This is a genomic window from Spirosoma pomorum (assembly GCF_054776615.1).
Genome location: NZ_BAAHBP010000027.1, coordinates 397,574 through 410,037, shown reverse-complemented (window position 1 = coordinate 410,037; position 12,464 = coordinate 397,574). Strand labels below are relative to the sequence as shown.

The 12,464-nt window shown below is 51.7% G+C and carries 13 protein-coding genes; 8 read left to right on the top strand and 5 right to left on the bottom strand.

The window, feature by feature from the left end; genetic code table 11:
- Positions 1 to 2: 2 nt before the first annotated feature.
- Positions 3 to 983 carry an alpha/beta fold hydrolase gene (locus ACYVAD_RS17200; RefSeq protein WP_461140742.1) on the top strand — a complete coding sequence of 327 codons (981 nt, stop codon included), beginning with the start codon at positions 3 to 5 and terminating at the stop codon, positions 981 to 983.
- Positions 984 to 1,056: 73 nt separating this feature from the next.
- On the opposite strand, the gene gloA2 is transcribed toward ACYVAD_RS17200, so the two are convergent.
- Genes gloA2 through ACYVAD_RS17185 form a run of 3 tightly spaced genes read right to left on the bottom strand, consistent with a single transcriptional unit; the run spans position 1,057 to position 2,189 of the window.
- Entirely contained in the window at positions 1,057 to 1,446 is a 390-nt protein-coding gene (gloA2, locus tag ACYVAD_RS17195; protein ID WP_461140741.1) for an SMU1112c/YaeR family gloxylase I-like metalloprotein, read from the bottom strand.
- A gap of 3 nt (positions 1,447 to 1,449) precedes the next feature.
- On the bottom strand, positions 1,450 to 1,644 hold the full coding sequence (locus tag ACYVAD_RS17190; protein ID WP_461140740.1) for a hypothetical protein: 195 nt from the start codon (positions 1,642 to 1,644) through the stop codon (positions 1,450 to 1,452).
- A gap of 35 nt (positions 1,645 to 1,679) precedes the next feature.
- Complete coding sequence (locus ACYVAD_RS17185) at positions 1,680 to 2,189, bottom strand: SixA phosphatase family protein (RefSeq protein WP_461140739.1); 510 nt, start codon at positions 2,187 to 2,189, stop codon at positions 1,680 to 1,682.
- A 262-nt stretch (positions 2,190 to 2,451) separates the two neighbouring features.
- On the opposite strand from ACYVAD_RS17185, the gene asnS reads away from it, so the two are divergent.
- The 3 genes from asnS (at position 2,452) to ACYVAD_RS17170 (ending at position 5,895) form a co-directional block, all read left to right on the top strand.
- Complete coding sequence (gene asnS, locus ACYVAD_RS17180; protein WP_461140738.1) at positions 2,452 to 3,891, top strand: asparagine--tRNA ligase; 1,440 nt, start codon at positions 2,452 to 2,454, stop codon at positions 3,889 to 3,891.
- Between the two features lie 64 nt (positions 3,892 to 3,955).
- A complete protein-coding gene (locus ACYVAD_RS17175; RefSeq protein ID WP_461140782.1) occupies positions 3,956 to 5,038 on the top strand; it encodes a complex I subunit 1/NuoH family protein in 1,083 nt (360 codons plus the stop codon).
- Between the two features lie 53 nt (positions 5,039 to 5,091).
- Positions 5,092 to 5,895, top strand: a complete 804-nt coding sequence (locus ACYVAD_RS17170) for a hypothetical protein (protein WP_461140737.1) — start codon at positions 5,092 to 5,094, stop codon at positions 5,893 to 5,895.
- On the opposite strand, the gene ACYVAD_RS17165 is transcribed toward ACYVAD_RS17170, so the two are convergent.
- On the bottom strand, positions 5,892 to 6,911 hold the full coding sequence (locus ACYVAD_RS17165; RefSeq protein ID WP_461140736.1) for a BamA/TamA family outer membrane protein: 1,020 nt from the start codon (positions 6,909 to 6,911) through the stop codon (positions 5,892 to 5,894). The genes ACYVAD_RS17170 and ACYVAD_RS17165 overlap by 4 nt on opposite strands.
- 314 nt (positions 6,912 to 7,225) lie before the next feature.
- Between ACYVAD_RS17165 and ACYVAD_RS17160 the strand changes: the two genes are divergently transcribed.
- Positions 7,226 to 7,912, top strand: a complete 687-nt coding sequence (locus ACYVAD_RS17160; RefSeq protein ID WP_461140735.1) for a phosphatase PAP2-related protein — start codon at positions 7,226 to 7,228, stop codon at positions 7,910 to 7,912.
- On the opposite strand, the gene ACYVAD_RS17155 is transcribed toward ACYVAD_RS17160, so the two are convergent.
- Entirely contained in the window at positions 7,891 to 8,880 is a 990-nt protein-coding gene (locus tag ACYVAD_RS17155; RefSeq protein ID WP_461140734.1) for a BamA/TamA family outer membrane protein, read from the bottom strand. The genes ACYVAD_RS17160 and ACYVAD_RS17155 overlap by 22 nt on opposite strands.
- A gap of 327 nt (positions 8,881 to 9,207) precedes the next feature.
- Between ACYVAD_RS17155 and ACYVAD_RS17150 the strand changes: the two genes are divergently transcribed.
- The 3 genes from ACYVAD_RS17150 to ACYVAD_RS17140 all read left to right on the top strand — a co-directional run bounded on the left by ACYVAD_RS17150 (position 9,208) and on the right by ACYVAD_RS17140 (position 12,451).
- Positions 9,208 to 10,023 carry a phytanoyl-CoA dioxygenase family protein gene (locus ACYVAD_RS17150; RefSeq protein ID WP_461140733.1) on the top strand — a complete coding sequence of 272 codons (816 nt, stop codon included), beginning with the start codon at positions 9,208 to 9,210 and terminating at the stop codon, positions 10,021 to 10,023.
- 98 nt (positions 10,024 to 10,121) lie between these two features.
- Positions 10,122 to 10,895 (top strand): SDR family NAD(P)-dependent oxidoreductase, encoded by a 774-nt coding sequence (locus ACYVAD_RS17145; protein ID WP_461140732.1) that lies wholly within the window; start codon positions 10,122 to 10,124, stop codon positions 10,893 to 10,895.
- 164 nt (positions 10,896 to 11,059) lie between these two features.
- Positions 11,060 to 12,451 carry a DEAD/DEAH box helicase gene (locus ACYVAD_RS17140; protein WP_461140731.1) on the top strand — a complete coding sequence of 464 codons (1,392 nt, stop codon included), beginning with the start codon at positions 11,060 to 11,062 and terminating at the stop codon, positions 12,449 to 12,451.
- Positions 12,452 to 12,464: the final 13 nt, after the last annotated feature.

Below are 12,464 nucleotides of genomic sequence, written 5' to 3'. Positions count from 1 at the left end.
TAATGACAGCATTAACTCAGCGATTTATTGACACCAACGGCATTCAGATGCACATTGCCGAGCAGGGCGAAGGTCCGCTCGTTCTACTTTGCCACGGCTTTCCCGAAACCGGATACGCATGGCGGCATCAGTTTGCGCCATTGGCTAATGCCGGATTCCGGGTTGTAGTACCCGACTTCCGCGGTTACGGCCAGACCCAAAGCCCCGAAGCCATTGACCAGTACACCATCTTACACCTGGTTGGGGATCTGGTCGGCCTGCTCGATGCGCTGGCTGTTGACCAAGCCGTCGTTGTCGGCAATGACTGGGGGGCCACGCTGGCCTGGCACGCGGCTCTGTTACGTCCGGATCGTTTCCGGGCCGTTGCGGCTTTTGGCGTACCGATGATGGGACAGCCACCAATGGCCCCCACGCAACTTTTCCCGCAGACGGAAGACGCCCTTTTGTACACCCTTTATTTCCAGCCACCGGGTATCGCCGAAGCCGAGTTTGAGCAGGATACTCGTCTGACACTTCGAAAGATTCTTTTTGGTGCCTCCGGTAATGCGGGGCCACGGCAGGAAAACGACGGTACACCCAATCCTTTTGGGATGGTTTCTCGCCAAGCGGGGTTACTGGCTCCCTTACCAGCTCCAACTACCCTACCCGACTGGCTCACCGAAGCAGATCTGGACGTATATACCGATGCCTTTACGAAAAGTGGCTTCCGGGGTGGATTGAACTTCTACCGCAATCTGGATCGCAACTGGGAATTGATGGCGGCTTTCAACGGGCTGCCCGTAAAAGTCCCGGCGCTGTACATGGTGGGCAGCCGCGACGTGGGACTGAGTATTCCGGGGATGCGTCAAATCATTGACGACATGCCTAAGCTGGTACCACAGCTCCGTGAATCCATTCTCGTCCCCGACTGCGGGCATTGGGTTCAACAGGAACGGCCAGAGGAAGTCAATGAGGCACTGTTAGACTTTCTGAAAAGTCTCTGACTAGCGTAAGTAATCGGTTTTGTCATCCCTGCTGGCGGCTATGAGCCCCGGTTGGGATGACAAAAAACCTAAACTATTGCTCGTACAATTCAAGCGGGAGTCCGTCCGGGTCGGCAAAGAACGTAAAGCGTCGCCCGGTGATTTCGTCGACTCGGATGGGCTCGGTCTCAATACCCACCGTTAGCAGGTACGCTACAGCCTCATTCAGGTTCATTACCGCAAAAGCCAAATGGCGCAAACCAACCGCTTCGGGTCGGGAAGGGCGCTGGGGCGGGTTCGGGAAAGAAAACAACTCAATCTGATACAGGCCATTAACGGCCAGATCAAGTTTGTACGACTGCCGTTCGGCCCGGTACACTTCGTTGAGCACCGTCAGCCCTAGTTTCTCGACGTAAAACTGCTTGGATTGTTCGTAGTCCGAACAAATGATAGCAACGTGGTGAACGGCGTTCAGCGAGAGCATAGATCAGGGGATTAATAACGTATCAGTGGCCGTTGTATCAACGGCCGTGCCGTCAACTTCGGTGGGTAGCGCGCGTTCAATCTGTTTGCGTTTATTCCAGGGCGCCGTAGTCCGGCTCGCCATGTCAATGGCAAAGAGAGCAACAACAGTCGTAAAAACGACAAAAACAATAATGAATATACGGCGATTGCGATTCATAGTAGTAGTCAGTCACAGGCCCGCGCTGGCCAATCTTATCGATCCCCGGTGGGCAACTGTTTAGGAGCCATCTGGAACGATAAGCTACCCGTTCGCCCGGATACGTCTGCCCAGGTCAGGTCATCGAACGTAACGCCGACAACCGCCCCTTTGCTCATCGAGCCGACGGCCTGATGCGTTAAAAACTCTGCAAAGTACGACACATCGGGATTATGTCCCACGATCATCGCTGACTGAACGTTGGCAGAAACGGCATTCACGGCTGCCAGGTAAGCCTGCATGCCCCCATCAAAAAGATTTTCCTTAAACTGAATCTGATCGACAGCGTAACCGAGTTGTTCGGCCATTACTTTGGCGGTATCACGTGCCCGGTTGGCAGTACTACTGATGATCAGATCGGGGCAACTGTTTTGTTCACGCAGGTAACGTCCCATTCGGGCAGCCGCTATAATACCGTCGGGCAGCAAATCCCGATCATGGTCGGCCATAAACATAGCCCGATCTTCAGCTTTGGCGTGCCGGGTGATGTAAAGTGTAATAGCCATAAGTAACGTTGAGAATGGTAGACTAGTGGCCGGTTCAGGCCCATTTGATGACAAAACAAACGGATAACGGTCTTTTGTCCAACCAGAATTCAACAAAAATGCCATTGTGTACAGGCAGCCCTCCAAATTGGTTAACGATAAAATCGGCTATTTATCCCTTGATCAATCGCCTTACGGCGATTGGCTTATCGTAAAGTAGTGGGCGGTTCGGCCGACAATCCGTATTTTTGCGGACCGAACACCATCCTGTTGTCGTTCCAGCATGAGTTATTTACCCATTCAGCAGTTACTTAAAACCGCTCCCGTCAACACCCAGGTCACCGTTAAAGGCTGGGTACGTACCAAACGCGAAAGCAAAAATGCCATCTTTATTGCGTTGAATGATGGCTCGACCATAAATAACGTTCAGGCGGTGGCCGAAGCGGGTCAGTTGCCCGAAGAAACGCTGAAGCTGATTACGACCGGGGCCTGTGTGGCCGTTACGGGGCAGTTGGTTCCGTCACAGGGATCAGGTCAGGCCGTTGAAGTCAAAATCGAGGACGTAACGATTTACGGTCCCGCAGATCCGGAGAAGTATCCGTTGCAGCCTAAACGGCACTCGCTGGAGTTCCTGCGCGAACTGGCTCATTTACGTCCCCGCACGAATACGTTCAGCGCCATCCTACGCGTGCGTCATGCGCTGGCCTTTGCCGTGCACCAGTATTTTAACGACAACTGCTTTTACTACCTTAACACCCCGATCATTACGGCCTCGGACGCCGAAGGAGCGGGTGAGATGTTCCGCGTAACGACGCTCGACGCGATCAAGCCTCCCCTCACCGAAGAAGGCAAAGTTGATTACAGCCAGGATTTCTTCGGTAAAGAAACCAACCTGACCGTTTCGGGACAGTTGGAAGGTGAGCTGGGCGCGCTGGCGCTGGGTAAAATTTATACGTTCGGACCAACGTTCCGGGCCGAAAACTCGAACACGACCCGCCACCTGGCCGAGTTCTGGATGATTGAGCCCGAAATGGCTTTCTACGAACTGGAAGACAACATGCGATTGGCAGAGGATTTCGTCAAGACCGTGATCCGGTACGCCATCCAGCACTGCGCCGACGATCTAGCCTTTCTCGACAATCGCTTGAAGGAGGAAGAGAAAACAAAAAAGAAAGAAGACCAAAGCGAAATGGGTCTGCTCGACAAACTCCATTTTGTGATCAACAACGAGTTTGTCAAACTAACTTACAGCGAAGCGATTGACATTCTGGTTGATTCAAAACCAGCCAAGAAGAAGCAGTTTCAGTATGAGGTTAGCTGGGGCGTCGATCTCCAGTCGGAGCACGAGCGTTACCTCGTCGAAAAGCATTTCAAAAAGCCCGTTATTCTGACGAACTACCCCCGCGAGATCAAAGCCTTCTACATGAAGCAGGATGCCGACGGGAAGACGGTACGCGCCATGGACGTTCTGTTCCCTGGTATCGGCGAGATCATCGGTGGTTCGCAACGGGAGGACGACATGGACAAACTGGTTGCCCGTATGCACGAGGTAGGCATCGAGCCCGAAGCCCTTTGGTGGTATCTGGATACGCGCCGGTTTGGTTCCGCTCCGCACTCGGGTTTTGGCCTCGGCTTCGAACGACTGGTGCTATTCGTAACGGGCATGGGCAACATTCGCGACGTTATCCCCTTCCCCCGCGCGCCAAAAACGGCGGAGTTTTAGATTCTCTCAGTTAGTTGGTCGACGTTGCGTAGCGTCGACCAACTGATTTTCACCTACACAGATGCTGCTTGCTCTCCCCATTTTTCTGGCCATTGCGTCGGGCTTTGTTATCGTTGGTGTGTATTCCGAACGGAAACTATCGGCGTTCATGCAGGACCGGCTTGGTCCGATGGAAACCGGGAAATGGGGCTTGTTGCAGTTGTTTGCCGATCTGTTAAAACTCCTCCAGAAAGAGGATATCGTTCCGACCGCTGCCGACCGGAAGCTGTTTCTGCTGGCACCGTTGGTCATTTTCGCGTCGGTATTTGCGGGTTTTGCCGTGCTGCCATTAACGCCTGATTTTATTGCATCGGGTGCGGCTGTGGGAGTTTTCTATTTGATGGCCATCGTTTCCTTCGACGTAGTGGGCATTTTGATGGCGGGCTGGGGTTCCAACAACAAGTACGCGTTGTTCGGGGCCATGCGCTCCGTTGGCCAGATCATCTCCTACGAAATTCCGCTGGGGCTGACAATTCTAAGCGTCGTTATGATCTGTCAGACGCTTAACCTTCAGGAAGTCAGCTTTCAGCAGGGTATTTACACCACCGAGACGAACTACCTATTCGGTCTCAAAAGCCTGGGTATCGACGTAACAAACTGGGGAGGAATTTTCACCTGGAATATCTTACGCAACCCCTTTCTTCTGGTTGCCTACATCATCTTCTTTATCTGCACGCTGGCCGAATCAAACCGCGCTCCTTTTGATCTGCCCGAAGGCGAATCTGAGATCGTTGGTGGTTTTCACACGGAATATTCGGGAATGCGATTTGCTCTGCTTTACATGGCAGAATACGGCATGATGCTGCTGGTTTCTATGCTGGGCGTCGTACTGTTCCTGGGTAGCTGGAATACACCCCTTCCTAACCTTGGCCCCCTCCGGCTAGCCGACTGGACCAGTGGCGCACCGGGCACCATCTGGGGCAACGTAACGGGCGGTTTCTGGTTTTTGTCTAAAGTGTATCTGGCCGTGCTGGCACAGATGTGGGTCCGCTGGACTTTTCCCCGTCTGCGGGTCGATCAGCTTATGTTCCTTTGCTGGAAAGTTCTCACTCCGGCGGGTATTATCCTGCTCTTAATTTCTGGCATCTGGCGGTTGCTGATGATTTGATATTCTTATGAAAAACAACGTTGGTCAGCATCTAGCAGGAAACCTAATCTGCTATGATCAATCGTGTTCTCTTCATTCTATGGCTTATCGGAAGTTCTTACTCAGCGCTTGCCACACCACAAACCCCAGACCGTCTGGTTATTGAGGGGGATACGTTTCTGCTCTACTCCTACCCGCTTGAATTTTTGCCGGAGAAATCCAGACAAGTCAGTGCAATATTTGCCTTTGTTTACACAGGATGCTGGCGCGGTTACGTAGGCTACTGGCAGTTGTCCGGCCAAAAACTCTACCTGACAGGCCTTATTTCCTGCTCATTTAACAAAAAGGACACAATTTCGCTAGCGACACTATTCGGCGATCAGTACCAGAACGGAAAAGTGGCCGCCGACTGGTTCTCCGGCGAACTGGTCTGTACTCATGGCCAATTAATCCGGTATTTTGGCGATGAACCAATCTACCAGTTCGAAACGGTTTATGGGTGCATTCAGGGACGTGTAACCGGAAAAGAAACGTTCGATAATCGAAAGACAACGGTTTCACGGTACGAAACGGAGTCTGAAGAGCTTCGACGGTTCATTTACGGCCATATAGACTGGAAAACCCTGCCTGTGTTACCGGCCGATTCGACGGTCAGGGTTTTCGTGAAGATTATTGGCAATGCCAGCGGAAGCTCGCCCAGGGCAGCAGTAATTAAATCGGCTGGGGCAGTCTGGGATAACGAAGCGATACGGGTTATCGCCATGCTGCCCAGCTGGAGCGCCAATTACAGGCGCGAGAAGTTTTCGCCATTTACCTGGAATCTTCCGGTGCTATTTTCCAACGCGAACAGGATACGTTACGGACGCAAATCCGACTAAAATGCTTCAGAAATGTTCACGTAGAAGCCCTTGGTGTGGTGACCGAAGGCAGCGTCGACTCGGAGGTTGAGATGTTCCCGGCGGCTGATTAGGTACCGTAGTCCACCACCACCCGTAGGTTTCAGTCCACCAATCGTAAAGTCATTAAGCCGGTGGGCGACGTCGCCTACACTGGCAAAAGCAACGCCACCTAATCGGCCAACAATCCGCTGTCGTACTTCGGCCTGTAACACCAGGGCGTCATTATCCCGATAGCGCCCGTTGTAGTAACCCCGCAGCAACGAAGCTCCGCCCAAAGTGGCTGCCTGTTTAAACGGTACCTCGCCAACGTTCACATTAAGAAACGCCTGACCAGCCAGCACCGTTTTCGGCGTCAGCGCCCAATAATGCCGCAGGTCCACCAGATAGTTGGTGAAACGGTACTCACTGCCCAGGTGCTTGCCATAGTCCATGATGGACACGTCGGCATACCATCCCCGTACCGGCGTATAAATATTATCCCGCGTATCGACCACACTCGCGATCCCGACGCCGTTGACGGTGCTACCTAACTCACCAATGAGGGTTTGCGTGGGGAAGGGCCGATCCGACGAGCGACTGACGTCGAAGGTTTTAAAATACTGCTGCTGCAGCCCGACAAACCAGCCTCGCGTCACCTGCCGCAGAAAGCGGTTGTACGCCCGCAGACTCTTGTAGGAAACCAATTCTTTCTGGTTATCCTGGCTCCCTCGTCCAATCCCGTAATAAAATTCCGGAAAATGGGTAAACAGCAGCATGCCCCGAATCAAGTATTTTTCCTGTTTGGTAAAAATCGTGTAGGTCGGCTCGACCACCGTTTGTCGGTTCTGCGTATGAATAACGGCGAAATCAACATTAGACGTCCGGGCGCTACTATCGGTTCGGAACAGGCATACCCCGAGCGCACCGTACGCAATCCTCGTTTCAGGCTGATAGAAAGCAACGGGCAGCGGAATAAACTGAAACCGGTGAGCGTGCTCCGTCGTGTCTTGGCTCACGACGCTATTAGTTGGCTGACTAGCAGACCAACAAGGCACGACTACCAGACTGAGCCCAATCAGGCAATACCATCGAATTGCTGACAAACGAATAGCGTACACGAAGAAAAAGACTACGTAATAAGAAAGTTTATTGACAAACGGACAAAACAGGGTGGGTAGTCTGTTCTGTTATCTACAGTAAATGCATTATGAATTCAGCCCGGCTTTAACTACTTAAGTACCAAGGAAAATCAGTAGCAATTATACTCAATTTTAACGGCAAATTCTCTATTTCGTATAGGGTTGTATCTTTGCATTTTTGTAGCAGTTCAATGTCTATTCTCACTCCCGATCCAACCGGAGATCTGGTTTGGGGTGCAGCCTGGCGGTCGCCCCTCTTTCGTTTGAAGTTTTTTCTCGGCCTGTTCGGAACCATCGTTCTGTTACTGGCCTTTCCCTTTTTCTTCCAGACCATTGAAAGCCATTCTGGCCCCGTCCTACATGACTGGGTGCTGAATCAGCTTCCCCCGCACGACGTATCACTGGCGATTTTCCTGATTATTTGGGCAACCGCACTCCTCTTACTCATCCGCGCCCGACGGAGTCCGGTTGTTTTCATGCTTTTCGTATACGGCTACATTATTGTTAGTCTTGCCCGTATGATCAGTATCAACCTGTTGCCACTCGATCCACCCGTAGGATTGATTCCACTTATCGATCCGATCAGCAACGCCTTTTACGGCAAGACGTACATCACTAAAGACCTGTTTTTTTCGGGTCATACGTCTACCATTTTTCTGATGTTCCTTTGCTTCCGCCGGGGAACCGATCGCTTGGTTGCCTTTATCGGATCGCTGTTAGTTGGTGGTTTGCTGCTGGTACAGCACGTTCACTACACAATCGACGTACTGGGTGCTTTTGTCTTTACGTATCCGCTGTACTGGATCGCCAAGCGGTTAGCGCTGAGCGGCTGGAACAACGTAGAGCATCCCGTTGATCAGAAAGCTTCGCCCAACTGAAAGTAGAGGCCGTTAGAAGTACGCTGGCCGATACCAAACCCGTAATCGATGCGCAGGTTAAGTTTTTCCTTGCGGTTGAGGGCTACCCTGATTCCCCCACCCAACGAGTACTTGAGCGCCTGTAGGTTTAGCTCCCGTACTTGATCCCCCACGTTACCAACTCCCACAAAGCCGACGGCTCCAATGCGCCAGAAAAGGGGAATCCGGTATTCAGCCTGCGCTACTACCTGGTTTCGGCTACGATAGCGGCCGTCGTAGAAGCCCCGCATACTATTAGCCCCGCCAAAACTAGCCAGACTCCGCAACGGAACATCGCCGGTATTGAAAAAGCCATACGCCTGCACCGCCAGCACATGCCTGCGATACACCGCGAGAAAACGCCGGAAATCCACTACGTAATTCGTGTAGCGGAATGTCGACCCCAACAGTGGTGAGAAGTGAGTGGACGATAGTTGTAAAAAAACTCCCTGATCAGGCGCAAACGCGTTATTACGTGAGTCAAAAGTCAGACTCAGCCCAGCCCCCGATACATGATAGCGGTCGCGTCCCAGCACGTCCTGCTGATCAAATAGCCCGCCCGTCTGATAATCAACATCCAGCAAGCGCTGATACTCATATACCAGCCCAGCAAATAGCCGATTCTGGAGCTGACATTGTAGGTGCAGGTATATGTACGCTTGTCGGAATGAGTAAGATTCTTCATTTTCGTCGGGCGCGTACTTACCCAGCCCCCAGAATTTATCGGGAAACGAGCTATAGGAAAGCTGGTAATTCAGGATGTACCGTTCCCCAGGAAAGTACGTAGTGCCGTTGAGAGCCGCGATGAATTGCTTTCGTAATGAGTACAGCGCTAACAGCTGCGCGTTGGACGTTCGACTACCAGTATCGCTGGGGGTTAAGTGAAAAGTAAAGGACGCAGCAACCCCCAGAGACCAGTCGGTTTCGATAGAACGGGCAATTATGGGCAAAACCAAGATGTGACGACCAGACGACAAATTATTTTTTAAGGGTTCGATGGGAAAAGAAATGCTGTCTGATTGAGCGCTCAAATGGTCAAAAAATCCACTTAATAGATTGATTAGCAACAATATCGTCCACCTTCGCAAAAAAATAGGCACAATTAAATCAGTAAATTTTAATTAAAGTCGTATTAATTAAGTGGCAGCAAAGTAATCTCAAAATTGTAAAATTAGTAGATTTGGGTCTTGATAAGACCATACTGGTTTTACTCATAAAGGCAAGTACAGTTGCCGGTTAGCATTTGAAACGGAGACTCCGACTTGCAAACCACCGATATGACAAAATTTAATAGCCCTAATTTCACGCTGGGCGAATCCATTACCGCCGAACAGCGCCAGTTTTTCAATAAACATGGCGTTATCGTTTTTCGCAACTTCATTCAACCAGAAACGGTTAAACTTTTTATCAGTGAGGTTGATCGTATCGAGAAAGAATGGCTGGCCGAAGGCCGCGATAAGGTGAACGGTGTTCCCTTAAAATTTGGCCAGGATGAAGCAGGTAACGCCATGATCCAGCGCATGTGCTTCCTCTCGCAGCATAGCGCAGCCCTTCACGAGTTTTTGCAGGACCCACGCTTACAGGCGGTCGTTGATCTGCTACAACCCTACGAAGGCCGTATCGCGGAGATCGAAAAAGATGGTCTGATTCTCAACCATTACATCCGTACTCCGAACAGCAAGTTCTCGCAGATGGGGTGGCACACGGATAGCCCCCGTGACATTTTCCTCGGTCAGCGGATCATGCCGATGCTGAACGTTGGCATCCACCTGAATGCGACACCATTCGAGAATGGTGGTCTGCGGGTTATTCCAGGAACGCACAAGCAGGGTATCCTGAAAATGTTGTTCCGGAAGAAATATTTCGTTGACAACGACCCCGACAAACAGGAAGTTGGCTTCGATATGAACGCGGGAGACCTATCAGTTCACGATGGTCGTCTGTGGCACCGGGCGCAGCAATCGCCTTACTTCGGCGAAGCCAGCCGTCGTCGGGTAATGTACGTACCGGTCGTAACGGGCAAGTACATGCCAAAGAACGAGCACAGCAAAACGCCGTTCTACCACCGCTTTATTTCGAAAGTAAATATCTAAGCATCTCTACGATTAAGTCGGTACAACAGCAGACAGGTTTTAACAACTAAACTGCTGTTGTACCGACTTGCTCTTTTAAGGGATTTCTCCTCACTCGTATGCCTTACGCGTTAGTTACCGGTGCCAGTAAAGGAATAGGATTGGCCATCGCCGAAGAGCTGGCCCGAAAAAAATTTGATCTCATTCTCATAGCCCGGTCTGAGCAGCAGCTCCAGGCAGCCGCCGACCGGCTGTCGAACCAATACGGTGTGCAGGCAGGTTACTACGCACTGGATCTGGCAAAGGCTGGAGCCGCCCAGGAGTTATTCGACTACTGCCAGTCGAAGCAATACGTAATTAGTGCGCTTATCAACAATGCGGGGTATGGTCTCAGTGGGGTATTCGATGCTCATTCACTGGCTGAACATACTGACATGATGAACGTGAACATGATTGCGTTGACGCAACTGTGTTATCTATTTTTGCCGCAGCTGAAACAACAATCCCGCGCCTATATCCTGAACATCGGCAGTTCAGCCGCTTACCAGGCCATTCCCCGATTAAGCCTGTACGCGGCCTCCAAATCTTTCGTTCTCAGCTTCAGCCGTGGTTTACACGGCGAGCTAGAAGGGACATCGGTTTCCGTTACCTGCGTTTGTCCGGGTTCGACCGATACCGATTTCATCAACCGGGCCCAGGTTGGCGAAAAAGGCCGTAAGGCAGCCGAGCAGGTTAATATGACGCCCGCTGCTGTTGCTAAACAAGCCGTTGACGCTATGCTGGCTGGCCAGGCTGAACTGGTGACGGGCTTTGTCAACAAGTTGGGTAAACTCATGGCCTGGCTAATGCCCAAAGGCGTTGTTGAGCAAGTAGCTGGCGGTATTTACAAATAGTGAACATCTTTAGCCGCTCCGCCCTGCTGGGCTCATGGCACTTTATTTGTGTAAGAGCGGTTGTACATACATAACTTGATCAGGACGTTGGCCGTTGGCGGTTGAGAAGCAGCCCCAAATGGTTACTACTCATAGCAACTAGGTATGCGACGTCCAACCAATCCATGCAATTTTCCGATTTATCATTAATTGACCCTATCCTGAAAGCGCTTGCTGAAGAAGGATATTCTCAGCCAACGCCCATTCAGGAACAGGCTATACCTATTCTCCTTAACAACCGGGACCTGCTCGGATGCGCCCAGACCGGTACAGGAAAGACGGCCGCTTTCGCTATCCCGATTCTGCAGTTGATGCAGGAGGAACAGAACCGAAATACGAAAGCACCACGCCGTATTCGTACGTTGGTCCTGACCCCCACTCGTGAACTGGCGATTCAGATCAACGAAAGCTTTGCGGCCTATGGTCGTCACTTGAATCTGCGCCATACCGTCATTTTTGGTGGGGTTTCGCAGCACAGCCAGGTAAACACCATAAAAGCAGGGCTGGACATCCTGATTGCTACACCTGGTCGGTTACTCGACCTGATGAACCAGGGTTTTGTCTCGTTGCGCGACGTTCAGTTCTTCGTACTCGATGAGGCCGATCGGATGCTCGACATGGGCTTCATCCACGACGTTAAGAAAGTAATTGCTCGTCTACCCGAGAAGCGGCAGTCGCTGTTCTTCTCGGCAACCATGCCACCTGATGTTGCTAAACTGGCCGATTCGATCCTGAACCGCCCGGCAAAGGTAGAGGTGACACCCGTTTCGTCTACGGCCGAGACCATTCAGCAGGCAGTTTACTTCGTTGATAAGGAAGATAAACGTAAGCTGCTGGCGCACATTCTTGAAGACCAGAACATCAAATCAGTTCTCGTGTTTGCCCGGACTAAGCACGGTGCCGACAAAGTTGCCAAAGATCTCCTGAAAGCTGGAATCAAAGCCGAAGCTATCCACGGCAACAAATCGCAGAACGCTCGTCAGCGCGCCTTATCGAATTTCAAAAGCCGCGAAACACGCGTACTGGTCGCCACCGATATTGCAGCCCGGGGCATTGACGTAGACGAGCTCTCACACGTCATCAACTACGAACTACCGAACGTACCAGAAACGTACGTACACCGCATTGGTCGCACGGGTCGGGCTGGGCACGACGGTATTGCGTTATCGTTCTGCGAGCAGGAAGAAACATCGTACTTGAAAGATATTCATAAGCTGATTGGCAAGCCAGTGCCCGTTATTGGCAACCACCCTTACGTAGCCGAGGTCAATATGGCTATTCATACGCCCCCACCCCCACAACGTCAGGGTCAGGGACGTAATGGTGGTGGCAACGCACGTGGTGGGCAGGGGCGCTCAGGTGAAGGTCGGTCCGAACGCCAAACCCAACGGACGGGCATTGACCGGCATGATGGTCGTCCCTCTTCTGCCAACGGCGCTAGCCGTGGTGGCAACAACGGCGGACAGAACAGTCGGTACGGTAACTCTCGCTCTAATCGCACGTCAAATCAGAACTAGCCGTTTTCGGCTA

What these genes read in the sequence shown, in the direction of transcription:
- ACYVAD_RS17185 (WP_461140739.1), bottom strand. Translation starts at nt 2,189, where the DNA reads ATGGCTATTACACTTTACATCACCCGGCACGCCAAAGCTGAAGATCGG.
- ACYVAD_RS17170 (WP_461140737.1), top strand. Translation starts at nt 5,092, where the DNA reads ATGATCAATCGTGTTCTCTTCATTCTATGGCTTATCGGAAGTTCTTAC.
- ACYVAD_RS17200 (WP_461140742.1), top strand. Translation starts at nt 3, where the DNA reads ATGACAGCATTAACTCAGCGATTTATTGACACCAACGGCATTCAGATG.
- ACYVAD_RS17160 (WP_461140735.1), top strand. Translation starts at nt 7,226, where the DNA reads ATGTCTATTCTCACTCCCGATCCAACCGGAGATCTGGTTTGGGGTGCA.
- ACYVAD_RS17190 (WP_461140740.1), bottom strand. Translation starts at nt 1,644, where the DNA reads ATGAATCGCAATCGCCGTATATTCATTATTGTTTTTGTCGTTTTTACG.
- asnS (WP_461140738.1), top strand. Translation starts at nt 2,452, where the DNA reads ATGAGTTATTTACCCATTCAGCAGTTACTTAAAACCGCTCCCGTCAAC.
- gloA2 (WP_461140741.1), bottom strand. Translation starts at nt 1,446, where the DNA reads ATGCTCTCGCTGAACGCCGTTCACCACGTTGCTATCATTTGTTCGGAC.
- ACYVAD_RS17150 (WP_461140733.1), top strand. Translation starts at nt 9,208, where the DNA reads ATGACAAAATTTAATAGCCCTAATTTCACGCTGGGCGAATCCATTACC.
- ACYVAD_RS17145 (WP_461140732.1), top strand. Translation starts at nt 10,122, where the DNA reads ATGCCTTACGCGTTAGTTACCGGTGCCAGTAAAGGAATAGGATTGGCC.
- ACYVAD_RS17140 (WP_461140731.1), top strand. Translation starts at nt 11,060, where the DNA reads ATGCAATTTTCCGATTTATCATTAATTGACCCTATCCTGAAAGCGCTT.